At 74.1% G+C, this 14,896-nt stretch carries 13 protein-coding genes; 9 read left to right on the top strand and 4 right to left on the bottom strand.

Going from position 1 to position 14,896, the window contains the following annotated elements; translation table 11 throughout:
* Nucleotides 1–428 precede the first annotated feature (428 nt).
* Nucleotides 429–1,061 carry a response regulator gene (locus ABT247_RS15210; RefSeq protein ID WP_350742844.1) on the bottom strand — a complete coding sequence of 211 codons (633 nt, stop codon included), beginning with the start codon at nt 1,059–1,061 and terminating at the stop codon, nt 429–431.
* Entirely contained in the window at nt 1,058–2,293 is a 1,236-nt protein-coding gene (locus ABT247_RS15205; RefSeq protein ID WP_350742842.1) for a sensor histidine kinase, read from the bottom strand. The genes ABT247_RS15210 and ABT247_RS15205 overlap by 4 nt, the downstream gene beginning before the upstream one ends.
* A gap of 373 nt (nt 2,294–2,666) precedes the next feature.
* Between ABT247_RS15205 and ABT247_RS15200 the strand changes: the two genes are divergently transcribed.
* The 7 genes from ABT247_RS15200 to ABT247_RS15170 all read left to right on the top strand — a co-directional run bounded on the left by ABT247_RS15200 (nt 2,667) and on the right by ABT247_RS15170 (nt 9,709).
* The gene (locus ABT247_RS15200) at nt 2,667–3,236 is read left to right on the top strand and encodes a GlcG/HbpS family heme-binding protein (RefSeq protein WP_350742840.1); all 570 of its coding nucleotides are present in this window, start codon (nt 2,667–2,669) and stop codon (nt 3,234–3,236) included.
* A gap of 229 nt (nt 3,237–3,465) precedes the next feature.
* On the top strand, nt 3,466–3,891 hold the full coding sequence (locus ABT247_RS15195) for a YunG family protein (protein ID WP_350742838.1): 426 nt from the start codon (nt 3,466–3,468) through the stop codon (nt 3,889–3,891).
* A 129-nt stretch (nt 3,892–4,020) separates the two neighbouring features.
* Entirely contained in the window at nt 4,021–4,908 is an 888-nt protein-coding gene (locus ABT247_RS15190; protein WP_350742836.1) for an NAD(P)-dependent oxidoreductase, read from the top strand.
* Nucleotides 4,909–5,154: 246 nt separating this feature from the next.
* A complete protein-coding gene (locus ABT247_RS15185) occupies nt 5,155–5,733 on the top strand; it encodes a flavodoxin family protein (RefSeq protein WP_350742834.1) in 579 nt (192 codons plus the stop codon).
* A 493-nt stretch (nt 5,734–6,226) separates the two neighbouring features.
* The gene (locus ABT247_RS15180) at nt 6,227–7,384 is read left to right on the top strand and encodes an LPXTG cell wall anchor domain-containing protein (RefSeq protein WP_350742832.1); all 1,158 of its coding nucleotides are present in this window, start codon (nt 6,227–6,229) and stop codon (nt 7,382–7,384) included.
* Nucleotides 7,385–7,518: 134 nt separating this feature from the next.
* Nucleotides 7,519–8,751, top strand: a complete 1,233-nt coding sequence (locus ABT247_RS15175) for a hypothetical protein (protein WP_350742830.1) — start codon at nt 7,519–7,521, stop codon at nt 8,749–8,751.
* A 181-nt stretch (nt 8,752–8,932) separates the two neighbouring features.
* Nucleotides 8,933–9,709 carry a MerR family transcriptional regulator gene (locus ABT247_RS15170; RefSeq protein ID WP_350742828.1) on the top strand — a complete coding sequence of 259 codons (777 nt, stop codon included), beginning with the start codon at nt 8,933–8,935 and terminating at the stop codon, nt 9,707–9,709.
* A gap of 96 nt (nt 9,710–9,805) precedes the next feature.
* Here the strand turns inward: ABT247_RS15170 and ABT247_RS15165 are convergent, their stop codons facing one another.
* A complete protein-coding gene (locus ABT247_RS15165) occupies nt 9,806–10,861 on the bottom strand; it encodes a helix-turn-helix domain-containing protein (RefSeq protein WP_350742826.1) in 1,056 nt (351 codons plus the stop codon).
* A 234-nt stretch (nt 10,862–11,095) separates the two neighbouring features.
* On the opposite strand from ABT247_RS15165, the gene ABT247_RS15160 reads away from it, so the two are divergent.
* Both ABT247_RS15160 and ABT247_RS15155 read left to right on the top strand, forming a co-directional pair.
* Nucleotides 11,096–11,776, top strand: a complete 681-nt coding sequence (locus tag ABT247_RS15160) for an RNA polymerase sigma factor (protein ID WP_350742824.1) — start codon at nt 11,096–11,098, stop codon at nt 11,774–11,776.
* Nucleotides 11,773–13,194 carry a hypothetical protein gene (locus ABT247_RS15155; RefSeq protein ID WP_350742821.1) on the top strand — a complete coding sequence of 474 codons (1,422 nt, stop codon included), beginning with the start codon at nt 11,773–11,775 and terminating at the stop codon, nt 13,192–13,194. The genes ABT247_RS15160 and ABT247_RS15155 overlap by 4 nt, the downstream gene beginning before the upstream one ends.
* A 51-nt stretch (nt 13,195–13,245) precedes the next feature.
* On the opposite strand, the gene ABT247_RS15150 is transcribed toward ABT247_RS15155, so the two are convergent.
* Nucleotides 13,246–14,745 (bottom strand): aminopeptidase P family protein, encoded by a 1,500-nt coding sequence (locus ABT247_RS15150; RefSeq protein ID WP_502892451.1) that lies wholly within the window; start codon nt 14,743–14,745, stop codon nt 13,246–13,248.
* Nucleotides 14,746–14,896: the final 151 nt, after the last annotated feature.

Raw genomic sequence — 14,896 nt, 5'->3', positions numbered from 1 at the left:
AGCGGGTCCGGGGGGACCCGCTCCACGCCGCCTCGTCAGGCGGCTTCGGCGCTGCCGCTCCCCCCGACTCCCCGGCAGTCCCGCCGCTTCCCCCCTGGTCGCGCTCTCCGGCGAGAGCGGTCCGCACGGACCCCGGCGAGCCCCCTCCCCCGGGGACGTCGTGGTCTCACGCTAACAAACCGCGTGGTTGGTTTGTCAATAGTCGGATCCACGAAAAATCCACAACCACGGCGACGGTTCTCGAACCACCGCCACACTTGCTTCACCGGGCAGTTCGTCGGCCCGGCGGAGCGGCCTGCCCGGTGCGGCGCCCGTTCCGGACGGCGACCCCGCGGTGCGGGTGCGTCGCCGGGAATCCGACATTCCGAGAATCATGGCAGCACCCAGTGACACCGCGCGAGTGCTTAGCGCAGTCGAGGGTGAACCGCTCAGCGCAGAAGTCGCCGCTCCTTGGCCACGGCCACTGCCCCGGACCGGGTCTCCACACCCAACTTGTCGTAGATCCGCCCCAGATGGGTCTTCACCGTCGCCTCGCTGATGAACAGGGCCCGGGCGATCTCCCGGTTGCCCAGGCCGTGCGCCAGCTGCTCCAGGATGTCCTGCTCCCGCTCGGTGAGCTGCGGCGCGGGTGCCCGCATCTGCGCCATCACCCGGGAGGCGACCGGCGGCGAGAGCACCGTCCGGCCGCGGGCGGCCGCGTGGACGGCGGCGAACAGCTCCTCCGGCCGTTCCGCCTTCAGCAGGTAGCCGGTGGCGCCCGCGGCGATCGCCCGGGTGATGTCGGCGTCGGTGTCGTAGGTGGTGAGCACCAGGACGTGCGGCCCGCCCGGGGCGGCGGTGATCCGCCGGGTGGCCTCCACGCCGTCGATGCCCCCGCCGAGCTGGAGGTCCATCAGCACGACCTGCGGCGCCAGCTTCGCGGAGAGCGCGACGGCCTCCTCCCCGGTGCTCGCCTCGCCGACCACGTCGATGTCGCCCGCGCTGGCGAGCAGCGCCAGCAGCCCGGCCCGCACCACCGCGTGGTCGTCGCAGACCAGCAGCCGGACAGGGGTCGCGTTCATCGGTGCTCCAGGGGGATCGCGGCGGAGACGACGGTGCCCTCGCCGGGGGCGCTCTCCACGGTCAGCCTGCCACCCAGCTGCCGCAGTCGGGCCCGCATGGCCGGCAGGCCGTACCCCCGGCCACCGCCAGGACCGGCCGCGGCGGGGTCGAAGCCGCGGCCGTCGTCGGCGACGTCCAGCACCGCCTGGTCGCCCAGGAAGGACAGCGTGATCGCCGCCGTCGAGGCCCCGGCGTGCTCGCGGACGTTGGCCAGCGCGCCCTGGGCGATCCGCAGCAGCGCGGACTGTGCGGCTGCGGGCAGCGGTACCGGGACGCCGTCCAGGTGGAAGCGGACCGGCAGCCCGCTCTCGGCGGACTCCCGCTCGGCCAGCGCCCGCAGCGCCCGGTCGAGGGAGCGGCCGTCGGCCAGTTCGGCCGGCGCGAGGCCGTGGACGAAGCGGCGCGCCTCGGCCAGGTTCCGACCGGCCACCTCGGCGGCGGTGCGCACATGGGTACGGGCGGTCGCCGGGTCGGCGTCCCAGGTGCGCTCGGCGGCCTGCAGCAGCATCTGCTGGCTGGACAGACCCTGCGCCAGGGTGTCGTGGATCTCCATCGCCAGCCGTTCGCGCTCGGCGAGCGTGCCCTCGCGGCGCTCGGTGGCGGCGAGTTCGCGCCGGGTGCGGACCAGGTCGGCGATCAGCGCCCGCTGCCGGGCGGCCTGCCGGGCCATGAACAGGAAGACGCCGGTGGCCAGCGCGGCCACGGCCGGCGGCAGCAGGACGAGCGTGGCGTCCGCCCCGCCGGGCAGCCGGACCTGGGCGATCACCACCAGCAGCGTCAACGCCCCCACCAGCGGGATCGCCGCCCGCGCGGGCAGCGCCCGCAGGGCGGTGTAGATCAGCGGCACGGCGCACCAGGCGAAGCTCGGCGCGAGCAGCACCAGCACCACCCAGAGAGCGACCACCAGGACGAGCGGCCACCGGCGCGGGCGGCCCGGTACGGGCGGTCGGCGGTGGTCGGACCAGGAGGCGGCCGGCTGGGCGACGGCCAGCGCGGCGCTCAGCCCGATCACCCACGGGATCCACGGGCTTCCGGCGTGGTGGGAGAGGTAGCGGTTGAGCGAGGCGGCGAGCAGGAGCAGGAAGGCGGAGTCCAGCAGCAGCGCCAGCCGGCCCGCGTCCGGGTCACCGGCGGAGCCCCCCGCGTCCCGGCCGGTGACGGGCGGGCCCGCGGACGGACGGGGCTGCGGCACGGACGACTCCTGAGGGTGCGCGGTAGAGGGGGCGGGGGAGGCCCGGTGGGCGGGGCGCGGTGGGGGCGTGGTGGGCCGGCGCGGCGCGGTGGGTGGGGCGCGGCGCGCGGCGCACCGACCCGCGCCGATATCTCGATCCCTCGATGGTGACCCGTCCGGCCCGGTCCCGCATCAGCCGATCGGTTGACGGCACCGTCCCCCGTCCTGCCCGGACGGCCGCGCCGGAACGTCGATGCCGCGCTGCCGCGCCCGGCCGGAGGATCGAAGCAGTGCCGAGGCGGGCAGTGCCTGCCGCCCGGCCCCTGATCCGCCGCGCGGTCCGATCTCCGCCGCACGGCCCGCAGATCCCGCAGAACCGTCGAGGAGCTGGACCATGAAGAAGACCTCCAAGACCTCCGTCCGCACCCGGGTGCTGACCGGCACCGTCGCCGCCGCCGCGCTCGCCGCCGCAGGCGTGGGCGCCGTCTCGGCCAGCGCCGAGACCACCGGGACCCCGGCGGCACCGGCCGCCGCCAAGGCCGACACCCGGGACGGCAACCTGGTCCAGTCCACCGGTCTGACCATCGACGCCGCCACCCGCGCCGCCCAGGCGGCCCTGGACGCGGCGACCAGGGCGGGCCAGCACGTCGCGGTCGCCGTGGTCGACCGCGACGGCGTCACCCGGGTCCTGCTCAAGGGGGACGGTGCCGGTCCGCAGGCCCCGGAGTCGGCCGAGCGCAAGGCCTTCACGGCGGTCTCCTGGAACGCCCCGACCTCGGAGCTGGCCAAGCGCCTCGCCCAGGCTCCGAACCTGAAGGACATCCCGGGCACCTTGTTCCTGGCCGGAGCTGCTCCGGTGCAGGCCAAGGGCGCTCCGGTGGCCGGGATCGGCGTCGCGGGCGCGCCCAGCGGCGACCTGGACGAGCAGTTCGCGCAGGCCGGCGTCGCCGCCCTGGCCAAGTGACGGGCGCCGGCGCCGGTCTGCGACCCACCGACCCGGGCCACTGACGGCCCGGGCGACGCCGCCGGCCGGTCGGCCCGCCCCCGTGGCCGACCGGCCGGATGTTCGCATTTCGGATGAGCCGTCGCGAATGTCCCCGTTCGGGTGAACGCCGGGAGGGTCGTCGCAGAACAGACGGTGACCCTTCGAAAAGCCGGTGTCGTTGTCAGTGCCGCGTGGCAGGCTTCCCGCTATGACGGCGTGGACCCTCAACGACATCGAACGTGCGATCCGCTCCTCCTGGGGTGTCGACACCTGTGCGCCCGAGGACCTGGCCCACTGGCGTCCGGACAATCCCGCCCGCGGCCAGTGCGGAGTGACGTCGCTGGTGGTGAACGACCTGCTCGGTGGCGAGCTGATGATGGGCGAGGTGCACGTCGACGGGGTCCGGACGGATCTCCACTGGTGGAACCGCTTCGCCAGCGGCTTCGAGATCGACCTCACCCGTGAGCAGTTCGGGCCGGCCGAGCTGGTCGGTCCCGGCCGTCCGGTCGCCCGCCCGGCCCGTCCCGGCCGGCTCCAGGCCCAGTACGAGCTGCTGCGTCACCGCGTGGTGACCGAGCTGGAGCGCAGCGCCGCCGCCAGCCGCAGCCACCGGCGGGCCCGTATCTGCGCCTGACGGCACCGGTTCCGCCTGCCCCGGGGCCGCACCGCCGCTGACGTACAGTCGGCCACGAACGGGCTGCCGGGAACGGCTGCTACGGACGGGCCGCCCCGAACGGGCGGCAACGGCGACGGGAGTGCGCGGATGACCGGGGCGACGACGGTCGGCTTCGTGGGGCTGGGCGCGATGGGGCGGGGCATGGCCGGCAGTCTGCTGCGGGCCGGCCACACCGTACGGGTCTGGAACCGCTCGCCCGGGCCGGTGGCCGAGCTGGCGGCCCAGGGCGCGCAGGCCGCGGGCACGCTCGCGGAGGTCTTCGCCGCCGACACGGTGGTCTCCATGCTGGCCAACGACGAGGCGGTGGAGCAGCTGCTGCTCGACCCCGAGCTGCTGGCGGGCGCGCACGCGACCCTGCACGTCAACATGGCCAGCGTCTCGCTGGCCCTCGCCGAGCGCGCCGCGGCGCTGCACGCCGAGCACGGCATCGGCTACGTCGCCGCGCCCGTCCTCGGCCGGCCCCCGGTCGCCGCGGAGGGAAAGCTCAACATCCTCGCCGCGGGCGCGCCGGAGCTGCTGGAACGGGCGGAGCCGCTGTTCGCCGCGATGGGCGAGCGTACCTGGCGGTTCGGTGACAGCCCGCAGCAGGCCAACACCGCCAAGATCAGCGCCAACTTCCTGCTGGCCTGCGCGATCGAGTCGATGGCCGAGGCGTGCAGCCTCGCCGAGGCGCACGGGGTGCGGCCCGCCGACCTGATCGGGATGCTCACCGGCACGCTCTTCCCCGGGCCGGCCTACTCCGGCTACGGCGCGATGATCGCCGAACGCCGGTACGAGCCGGCCGGTTTCCGGCTCCCGCTGGGCCTGAAGGACGTCGGCCTGGCGCTGACGGCCGGGGCCGAGCGCAACGTCCCGCTGCCCTTCGGCGGCATCCTGCGGGACGCGTTCCTGGACGCGCTGGCCCACGGCGACGGTGACAAGGACTGGGCCGCCGTCGCCGAGGTCGCCCGCCGCCGGGCCGGCCTGCCCGGCTGACCCGACGCGTTCCGAGGACGGGTCCGGGGGCCGCCCGATGGAACCAGCGGGCGGGCGGAACACCGGGCGGACGGAGCAGCGGCCGGGCGACCGACGAAGCAGCGGCCGGCCGACCGCCGGAACAACAGGTCGACGGCACAAGGGCGAACGGAACAACGGGCCGCCGGAACAAGGGCGAACGGAATAACGGGCGCGCGCCCGACGCTCGCACTCGGCGTCCGCAGTACCCGACCGGGGGAGCATCCGATGGCCGACCAGCCGTCCGGCGCCGAGGCGCCACGCCGATTCCTGTTCCTCGACGCGAGCGCGCGCGTCGGCGGCAACTCCGAGCAGCTCGCCCGGCTGGCCGCCGAGGCGAGCCTGCCGCCGGGTGCGGAGCAGCAGTGGCTGCGGCTCGCCGACCACCCGCTGCCGCCCTTCCAGGACCTGCGGCACACCGGCGACGGCGGCTACCCGGAACCGGCGGGCCACGAGCGGCTGTTGCTCGAGGCCACCCTCGCGGCCACCGACCTGGTGTTCGTCGCGCCGCTCTACTGGTACTCGCTGCCCACTGCCGCCAAGCTCTACCTCGACCACTGGTCGGCCTGGCTCCGGGTGCCGGGCCTGGACTTCCAGGCCAGGATGCGGGGCGGCACCCTCTGGGGCGTCACCGCCCTGGCCGGCGGGGACGACAAGGCCGAGCCGTTGATCGGCACGCTACGGCTCACCGCCGAGTACATGGGGATGCGCTGGGGCGGCGTGCTGCTCGGCAACGGCACCCGCCCCGGGGACGTCCTGCGCGACGAGCGGGCGCTGGTCGCGGTCAAGTCCTTCTTCGCGGACTGAGCCCGGTGGCCGTCGGCGGCGGTGCCCCGCCGCCCCCTGTCGCCGCCGACGACGGTCCGCTGCCGCCCGCACCCCGCCCTCGCCCGCACCCTGCCCTCGCCCGCACCCTGCCCTCGCCCGTACCTCGCCGCCGCCTGCACCCGCGCCGCCGCCCGTACCTCGCCGTCGCCCGCACTCCCACCGGCGCCCGCACCCCCACCGCACAGCGGCCCGTTCACGCCACCCCCGCCGGTGCGGTACCGTCTTCCGGACGTGTACCCGTCACGCCCCGCCGAGGTGTTTCCCGCCCGCGTGCAAAAGCCGTGACAGCGGACGGAGTTGGACGATTCGGGCGCGCCGGAGCCGGGCGCGGGCCGCAGCATGCCACCTGCCTTCCTGAGTGGCCGGATCATTCGATACTCTCCGTCGGACTTTCAGCTTCGCGGGGGGTACGTGGCGTCTGCGGCCGCCCCCTCGCGCCCGGGCCTCGCCCGGAAACTTCCGTGAGGTCTCCTTGTCCATACGTCGCAGTCTTGCCCTTGCCGGCGCCGCCGCGCTCGCGTCCTCGCTCGTGCTGGCCGGCGCCCAGGGCGCCATGGCCGTCGGCGCCACCGGCACCCCGTCCGCCGCCGCCCAGGCCGAGAAGGCGGGCCACCAGAGCCTCGACCTCTCGGTGCACGGTGTTCCCGGCACCTTCATCGCCGGTGGTGACGCCCGCGAGTTCACCTACCGGATCGACAACTCGACGAAGACCGACTTCGTCGCCTTCCCGCTGCTGAAGTTCAAGAACAAGGCGGGCTCGCTCAAGGCGAAGGACCTCAAGCTGGAGTACCAGCTGCCGGCCTCGCTGCCCGGCGGCGGCACCTGGAAGACCGCCTCCGTCGCCCCCGGTGGCGGCGACGGCGACGACAGCGCCGTGCTGATGTTCCTCGGTGACGTCACCGCCGACGGCGACGCCGCCGACGGCGCCCTGCTCTACGTGGCCCAGGGCAAGAAGATCGACATCAAGGTCCGCGCCTCCTTCACCAAGGACGCCCCGCTGGGCAAGGCCGGCGTCGTTCCGGTGGTCTACTCCGCCGACGCCAACGACGAGAACGACCACGGCCGCTTCAGCTGCGACGGGATCAAGGGCGCCGGCTTCACCATCAAGGCCGGCGGCGGCAAGCCCAGCCCCACCCCCACGCCGACCAAGACCGGCAAGCCGACCCCGACCGGCAGCGGCTCGCCCACGGCCAGCCACACGCCGACCTCCAGCGCCTCGCCGACCGCCACCGCGACCGCCACGGCCACGGCCACCTCGACGCCCACCACCGAGCCGACGACGCCCACCGCGACGCCGACCACCCCGGCCACCGGCACCGCGTCGCCGTCCGCCTCGGCCTCCGCCTCCGCCTCCGGCGCGCCCACCACCCCGGCCGGGACGGACAGCAGCTCCGACGCGCCGCAGCCGATCGACTTCCCGGTCCAGAACCCGACGGTCACCCCGCCGAAGATCACCCCGGCCGGTGTCACCCAGGCCAAGTCCGCCGCCGCCACCGCGGACAAGTCCCTCGCCACCACCGGTGGCGGAGACAACACCACCGCGATCGCGGCCACCGGTGGCGCCGTCCTGGTCGCCGGTGTCGGCACCCTCGTCGTGCTGCGCCGCCGCAAGTCCGGCCAGCAGGGCTGATCCGAGAGGGCTCCCCGAGCCCCGCCGTGCCGCCCGGGTGTCCGTTCGAACGGACACCCGGGTGACACGGGCGGTTCTTCTCCGTCCCATAGGATGTCCGGCCGGAGGGGGCGGATCGGCGGGGAGAGGAACAGGTGCGGGTAGCGCGCACGGCACGGGCCACCACCGACTACGACGCTGCGGCCGGGCGGATCGCGGGACTTCCGCTCCGCCGGCACCACGTCCTGCTGACGGCCTGGACGGTGCTCTGGTTCTTCCTGGTCGAGCCCAGCGGCGGCTTCTCCTGGCACTACCTGCGCCAGGGCGAGCAGCTGCTGTTCAGCCACCAGCCCGACGGCGGCCTCTCGCTCTACGCCCACCACCCCGAGCTGCAGATCGGCCCGGTCAGCCTGGCCGCCGCCCGGCTCACCGCCCCGTTCCCGCCGCACACCGGTGAGTTGATCGCCGAGGCGGTGAGCGCCGGGCTCGGCCTGGTGATGCTCGTCCTGGTCGGCCGCACCGCCGCGCTGTACTACCTGGGCACCGGCACCAACCACCGCCGGCTCCAGCAGCGCCTGCTGATAGCCGGGCTGGCGTTCATCCCGATGTGGGTCGAGGTCTCCGTCCGCTTCGCGCACCTGGACGACGTCCTCGCGCTGTTCTTCACCACCCTCGCCGCGCACGCCCTGGCCCGCGGGAAGCCCGTCCACGTCGCGGTCTTCCTGGCCCTCGCGGTCGATTCAAAGCCGTGGGCGATCGCCTTCGCCCCGCTGATCCTGGCCCTGCCCCGGCCCGCCTGGCTGCGCACCGCCGTCTGGTTCTGCGTGTTGGTGGCCGTCGCCTGGCTGCCGTTCTACCTCGGCAACCTGGACACCATGGCGGCCGCCAAGTTCACCATTCCCAACCAGCCCGCCTCCGCCCTGCGCTGGTTCGGCGTCACCGACCCGGCGACGCCCTGGTGGGACCGCCCGACCCAGTTCGCGCTCGGCATCGGCCTCGGCTGCGTCGCCGTCCGGCGCGGCCGCTGGCCGGCCGTGGTGCTGCTCGGCGCGGACGCCCGGATCCTGCTCGATCCGAGCGTCTACACGTACTACACGGCCTCGATCCTGCTCGGCACCCTGCTCTGGGACGCGGTCGGGCAGAAGCGGCTCGTCCCGTGGTGGAGCTGGATCGCACTGGTCGCGCTGTACGGCGGCACGCTGCTCCTGCCGTCCGACCCGGCCCGCGGCTTCGTACGGCTCGTCTTCGTGGTGGTCTCGGCCGCCTACGTGCTGCTCTGGCCCACCCAGCGGACCCGTCGGCCCCAGCCCCGGGCCCGGGGCGGCGACGGCCGCCGCCGGACGGCGGGTCGGCGGCGCGAGCGGATCCTGGTCGGCGCAGGCAACTGAGCCCGTTCGCGCCGGGCCCTGAACCTCCTCAGCCGCCTCCGGCCACCGCCCCCCGGCGAGGCCCGTCCGCGACCGGGTCCGCGGCGCCCGTGGCCGTTCCGAAGCCCGCCGGCGGTGCCGGCTTGACCCTCACGCGACGTGAGAGCGGAGAGTCGTGGTCAGCACCAGGGAGGAAACCCGGATGAACGAGAACGAGGGCTACTCGGTCGGCGCCGTGGCGAAGATCGCCAAGGTGACCGTCCGCACCCTGCACCACTACGACGAGATCGGCCTGCTGGCCCCCGCGGGCCGCACCCGGGCCGGCTACCGCCGGTACGTGGACGCCGACCTCGACCGGTTGCAGCAGATCCTGTTCTACCGCGAACTCGGATTCCCCCTGGAGGAGATCGCGGCGATCCTGGACGACGGCTCGGTCAGCCCGAGCGAGCACCTCCGGCGGCAGCACCGGCTGCTGACCGACCGGATCAGGCACCTCCAGGAACTCGCCGCAGCCGTCGAACACGCCATGGAGGCACGCAGGATGGGCATTCAGCTGACCCCGGAGGAGAAGTTCGAGATCTTCGGCGAGGGCTACCAGGAGGAGTGGGAGCAGGAGGCCGAGCAGCGCTGGGGCGACACCGAGGCCTGGGCGGAGTCCCAGCGCCGCGCCGCCGGCTACACCAAGGCCGACTGGCAGCGCATCCAGGCCGAGATGACCGAGCTCAACGAGCGCCTGGTGGCGGCGGTCGCCGCCGGCGAACCCGCCGACGGCACCGTGGCCATGGACCTCGCCGAGGCCCACCGCCAGCACATCTGCCAGAACTTCTACGACTGCACGTTCACCATCCACCGCGGGCTCGCGTGCCTCTACGTCTCCGACCCGCGCTGGTCCACCACCTACGAGGACCTCGCCCCGGGCCTGGCACAGTGGCTGCACGACGCCATCGTCGCCAACGCGGACCGGAACGAGAAGGCGTAGGCGCCCGCCGCCCCAGGGGCTCCCGTGCCGCCCCGCCCGGAGGGTCACGCCACCCCGCTCGGACGGAGGGTCACCCCGCACCGCTCGGACGGAGGGTCACGCCACCCCGGACCCGAAGGAGCGCCGGTACGCGGTCGGCGAGGTCCGCATCACCCGGCCGAAGTGGTGGCGGAAGGTCGCCGCGCTCTCGAAGCCGACCGCCGCGGCGATCTCCTCCACCGTGCCGTCCGGGGACTCCAGCAGCGGCAGACTGGCCGCGATGCGCTGGGTGACGACCCAGCGCATCGGGCTGGTGCCGTTGCGCGCGGTGAAGTGCCGCAGGTACGACCGGTCCGACATCCGGGCCGCGCGGGCGAGCACCGACACGGTCAGCGCTTCCGACAGGTGGTCCAGCGCCCACTGCATGCTCCGGGCGACCCCGTCGTCCTCCTCCTCGACCGGCCGTACCGCCGCCTCGATGAACTGCGCCTGCCCGCCGTCCCGGTGCGGTGCCACCACGAAGCGGCGGGCCACGGTGTTGGCCACCTTGGCGCCGTGGTCCCGGCGCACCAGGTGCAGGCACAGGTCGATGCCGGCGGCGCTTCCCGCGCTGGTCAGCACGTCGCCGTTGTCCACGTACAGCACGTCGGGGTTGACCCGCACCTTCGGGTGGCGCCGCTGGAGCAGCTCGGCGTACCGCCAGTGGGTGGTCGCCTCCCGGCCGTCCAGCAGCCCGGCGGCGGCCAGTGCGAAGGCACCCGAGCAGATCGACACGATCCGGGCGCCGCGCTCGTGCGCCGTCCGCAGCGCCGCCACCAGCGCGGGCGGTACGTCGCCACTGGCGGCGTTGCGCACGCCCGGGACGACCACGGTGTCGGCTGCCGCCAGGTCGTCCAGCCCGTGCCTGGCGGTCACCGCGAAGCCGCCCACCGCCTCCAGCTCCGTCCCGGGCCGGTCGGCGCACACCTTCAGCCCGTACCAGGGTGCGGCCAGCAGGCCGACCAGCTCCGGCCGCGCCAGCCCGAACACCTCCACCACCACGCCGAGTTCGAACGGCGCCATGCCCTCGAAGGCGTACACCGCGACATCGTGCACGGGCTCCGGGCGCGGGCCGATGGCGACGGCCACCGGTCGCGACCGGGCGGCCCGGTCCTCGGCGATCTGCTCGGCCATGCGAACCCCCTGCTCACGGGTGGCGGATTCCCGGTGAGTGTAGTCGTCCCGGCCACGCCGGACCTTTCCGCGAATCGCCCTGCAACCTCGGCCCGGCCCGCACGTCCTTCAGTACGGGGGCGGAGGGAACCGGGCCGCGACAGGCTGCGAGGATCTCCCCGATCACGATCTTGATCAGGTGGGCCTGACGGGCCGGCGCACGCCGGCACCGTCCTGGGGGAAAGCAGACCGCACATGTCCATGGCCATCGGGCCGATCAGCGCGCCGGTGGGACGGCGCGGCTTCTCCGTCCGCGGAGTGGTCACCGCGCTGTTCGGCGGGTTGGAGGCGGCCGGCGAGCCGCTCGTCGGCCCCACCCCGGACCAGCAGGCGGCCCAGCGCCGCTCCGGCTTCCGGCTGCTGCGCGGCGGCCGCAAGGCCGCCGAGGACCGGCCCACCCTGACCGACCTCTACCACGCCCACCGGCTGGGCCTGGTACGGATGGCGGTGCTCCTGGTGGACCACCAGGACCTGGCCGAGGACGTCGTGCAGGAAGCTTTCACCCAGCTCTACCAGCGCTACGGAGAGCACCTGGACGACCTCGACAACGCCCTCGGATACCTGCGGACCTCGGTGGTCAACGGCGCCCGCTCGATGCTGCGCCGCCGCAAGACCGCCCGTGAGTACGTGCCCCCGCACGAGGCCGACGCGCCCTCCGCCGAGGACCACGCGGTGCTCAACGACGAGCACCGCCGGGTGCTCGTCGCCCTGCAGGAGTTGACCCCCCGCCAGCGCGAGGTGCTGGTGCTGCGCTACTGGTCCGACCTGTCGGAGGCGCAGATAGCCGAGACCCTGGGGCTGTCCCGGGGTGCCGTGAAGTCCACCGCCAGCCGGGCCCTGGACGCTCTGGAAAAGCACCTGGAGAAGGTTCGATGACCGACGAGTTCCCCCGCCCGGGCGGCGGTGACGGCGACGGGCCGGCCGAGACCCCGACGGAACGGCTGCTCCGCGAGGCGATGAACGCCCGGGCGTCCATGGTCACCGCCCACGGGCTGCGCCCCGCCGCTCCCCCGAAGAGCCGGGTGCGCAGGCTCCGCCCGCTGTACCTCACCACCGCACCGATCCTCGCCCTGGCCGCGTCCCTGGCCATCGGCGTGCTCGCCTTCCACGGCGACCCGGTCGCCAAGCAGGACGTCCCGCCGCCCCCGGCCGCCGACCTCACCGCCTCCCCCAGCCCGACGGCCACCCCCAGCACCACCCCGAGCCCGACGGCCACCCCCACCGACACCGGCACCCCGACCGACGACGCGGAGACGGACACCCCGCTCGCGGACGTCAGCCCGAGCTCGACCCGGACGGCCACCGGCACCCCGACGGGGGCGGCGAGCTCGTACAGCTTCCGTGGCGTGAAGTTCAAGGTCCCGGCGGGCTGGCGGCTCCTGCCCCCTTCCTCCGACGCGCGATCCGTCTGCATCCTGGCCCCGGGAGCACCTCAGAGCAGCAGCCCCGAGGACTGCGCGACCTACGGGGTGGAGATCGCGTCGTTCGACCAGGAATCGTCGACCTGGCCCCGCATGAGCTTCTTCGACAACAGCGCCGGCTGGAGCCCCCAGCCGACCTGCCTTGGCTGGGGCAACCCGCATGTGCCCGCCACGGGCGAGCTGAACAGCGTCGGACCCACGAAGAGCACACCCACCGTCGCCGGTCGTGCCGCGGTCAAGTCACAGTGGCAGGTGACCTGTGGCCACGACTCCTTTTCACCGCAGATGTGGGGCCTTCCCAAGGACCACGTGTTCGTCACGGCCATCGGTCTCAAGGCCGACTACCAGCCCGGTCTGCAGTCGATCGTCAACAGCCTCGACCTCACCGGCCGCCAAGCCTCGCCGACCGAAGCCAACAAGAACGACATCGCGGTCGGCTACGACGGCCTCGTGGACGGTCAGCAGCTGACGGCGGGAAGCTCGGTGGTCACCTTCTCGGTGACCTACCGGAACACCAGCCAGAACACCTACGACCAGCTGCAGCCGCTGGTCGTCACCGACTTCTACCCGGGCTCACCGCCGGCGCAGGTCGTGTGGACGGGCAACGACGGCACCCTCGAGCGCCAGGACGGCGGGACCTGGAAGCGGGTGGCGATGTCACCGGGCAGCGACACGGGCTACGCGGTGGCCGACCCGGCCTCGCTGTTCTCCCTGGCTCCGGGCCAGAGCAAGAAGGTGACCTACCGGCTGACGGTCGGCGCCGGGAACGGCCCCGGGGACATGCCGGTGAAGGCCCAGGTGATGCTTCCGTACAGCGGCGGCACCATGACGGTGCTCGGCGACAAGGACATCGCCGTGAAGATCGCCAAGTGACGCCGAGGGCCCGGCCTCCCGGAGGGGAGACCGGGCCCTTCGGCCGTCGGCTCAGGCCAGCGAGGCCATCCAGGCCTCGACGTCCTCGGCGCGGCGCGGCAGCCCCGCCGAGAGGTTCTCGTTGCCGTCGGCCGTGACGAGGATGTCGTCCTCGATCCGGACGCCGATGCCGCGGTACTCCTCCGGGACGGTCAGGTCGTCCTGCTGGAAGTACAGGCCGGGCTCGACGGTGAGCACCATGCCGGGGACGAGCAGGGCGTCGACGTGCTCCTCGCGGCGCGAGTGGGCGCAGTCGTGGACGTCCAGGCCGAGCATGTGGCCGGTGCCGTGGAGGGTCCAGCGGCGCTGCAGGCCGAGTTCCAGGATCTTGTCGACGTCGTACGCGGAGGCGTCCAGCAGGCCCCAGGCGAGCAGGCGCTCGGCGAGGACGCGCTGCGAGGCCTCGTGGAAGTCGCGGAAGCGGGCGCCCGGCCTGACGGCGGCGATGCCGGCCTCCTGGGCGTCGTACACCGCGTCGTAGATCTTCCGCTGCAGGTCGGTGAAGCGACCGTTGATCGGCAGGGTGCGGGTGACGTCGGCGGTGTAGAGGGTGTGGGTCTCCACGCCGGCGTCCAGCAGCAGGAGCTCCCCGGGGCGCACCTCGCCGTCGTTGCGGACCCAGTGCAGGGTGGTGGCGTGGGGGCCGGCGGCGGCGATGGTGCCGTAGCCGACGTCGTTGCCCTCGACCCGGGCGCGGCGCCAGAAGGTGCCCTCGATCCAGCGCTCCGAGGTGGCGACGGCCTGGCCGAGCTCGCGGACCACGTCGGTGAAGCCGTTGACGGTGGCGTTGCAGGCGGCGCGCAGCTCGCCGATCTCCCACTCGTCCTTGACCAGCCGCAGGCCGCTCAGGAACTCCTTGAACTCGGCGTCCTTGTCGGCGTCCAGCACCTCGGCGAGCGCGGCCTCCAGGCCGGCGTCGTAGCCGCGCACGATGCGGGTGGGCACGGCGGGGTCGGCGGCCTTCGCGGCCAGCTCCTCGGCGGCCTTGCGGACGTCGCGCGCGGGCAGGCCGAGCAGCTGCTCCTGCTCGCTCAGGCTGTGCCGGCGGCCGACCCACAGCTCGCCGTAGCCGTCGAGCCAGAACTCGCCGTTCTCGCGGTCGGAGCGCGGCAGCAGGTAGAGGGTGAACTCGTGGCCGGCCTGCCCGGTCGGCTCGGCGACGAGCACCGCGTCCTCGGTCCGGTCACCGGTGAGGTGCACGTACTCGCTGGCGGCGCGGAAGTTGTAGTCGGTGTCGTTGGAGCGCACCCGCAGGTTGCCGGCCGGGACGACCAGGCGCTCGCCGGGGTAGGCGGCGGAGAGCCGGGCGCGGCGCTCGGCGGCGTACGGGGCCTGGGCGATCGGGGCGAGGCCGTGCAGCTCGGTGTCGGCCCAGCCGGACTTCATGGAGGCGGCCAGCTCGTCCGAGATCTCGCCGTACAGGCCGTTCTTGCGACCACTGAACTGCTGCGGCTCCTCGCCGCCCTCGGCCTCGGGGTTCTCGGCCACTGCGGGGGTCCGGTCCTCGGTCACGTGCAACGCCTCCTTGGGGGTGGTACCGCCGCCCGTCGGGGGAGGTGTCGGATCGCGACACGCGCGGGCGGCCGTCCGTCCATGGTACGGACGCCCGGCCGCCCGCCGGTTCGGGCCCCCGGAGCGGGCCATCGGAGCGAACCCCTGAGCG

The sequence above is a fragment of the Kitasatospora sp. NPDC001539 genome, from assembly GCF_040298565.1.
Lineage (GTDB): Bacteria > Actinomycetota > Actinomycetes > Streptomycetales > Streptomycetaceae > Kitasatospora.
The sequence above is the reverse complement of the archived record's forward strand: the minus strand, read 5'-3'. Positions and strand labels throughout refer to the sequence as shown.

Coding starts and splice junctions, on each gene's coding strand:
- ABT247_RS15160 (WP_350742824.1), top strand. CDS start 11,096: ATGTCCATGGCCATCGGGCCGATCAGCGCGCCGGTGGGACGGCGCGGC.
- ABT247_RS15200 (WP_350742840.1), top strand. CDS start 2,667: ATGAAGAAGACCTCCAAGACCTCCGTCCGCACCCGGGTGCTGACCGGC.
- ABT247_RS15190 (WP_350742836.1), top strand. CDS start 4,021: ATGACCGGGGCGACGACGGTCGGCTTCGTGGGGCTGGGCGCGATGGGG.
- ABT247_RS15170 (WP_350742828.1), top strand. CDS start 8,933: ATGAACGAGAACGAGGGCTACTCGGTCGGCGCCGTGGCGAAGATCGCC.
- ABT247_RS15185 (WP_350742834.1), top strand. CDS start 5,155: ATGGCCGACCAGCCGTCCGGCGCCGAGGCGCCACGCCGATTCCTGTTC.
- ABT247_RS15195 (WP_350742838.1), top strand. CDS start 3,466: ATGACGGCGTGGACCCTCAACGACATCGAACGTGCGATCCGCTCCTCC.
- ABT247_RS15155 (WP_350742821.1), top strand. CDS start 11,773: ATGACCGACGAGTTCCCCCGCCCGGGCGGCGGTGACGGCGACGGGCCG.
- ABT247_RS15165 (WP_350742826.1), bottom strand. CDS start 10,861: ATGGCCGAGCAGATCGCCGAGGACCGGGCCGCCCGGTCGCGACCGGTG.
- ABT247_RS15210 (WP_350742844.1), bottom strand. CDS start 1,061: ATGAACGCGACCCCTGTCCGGCTGCTGGTCTGCGACGACCACGCGGTG.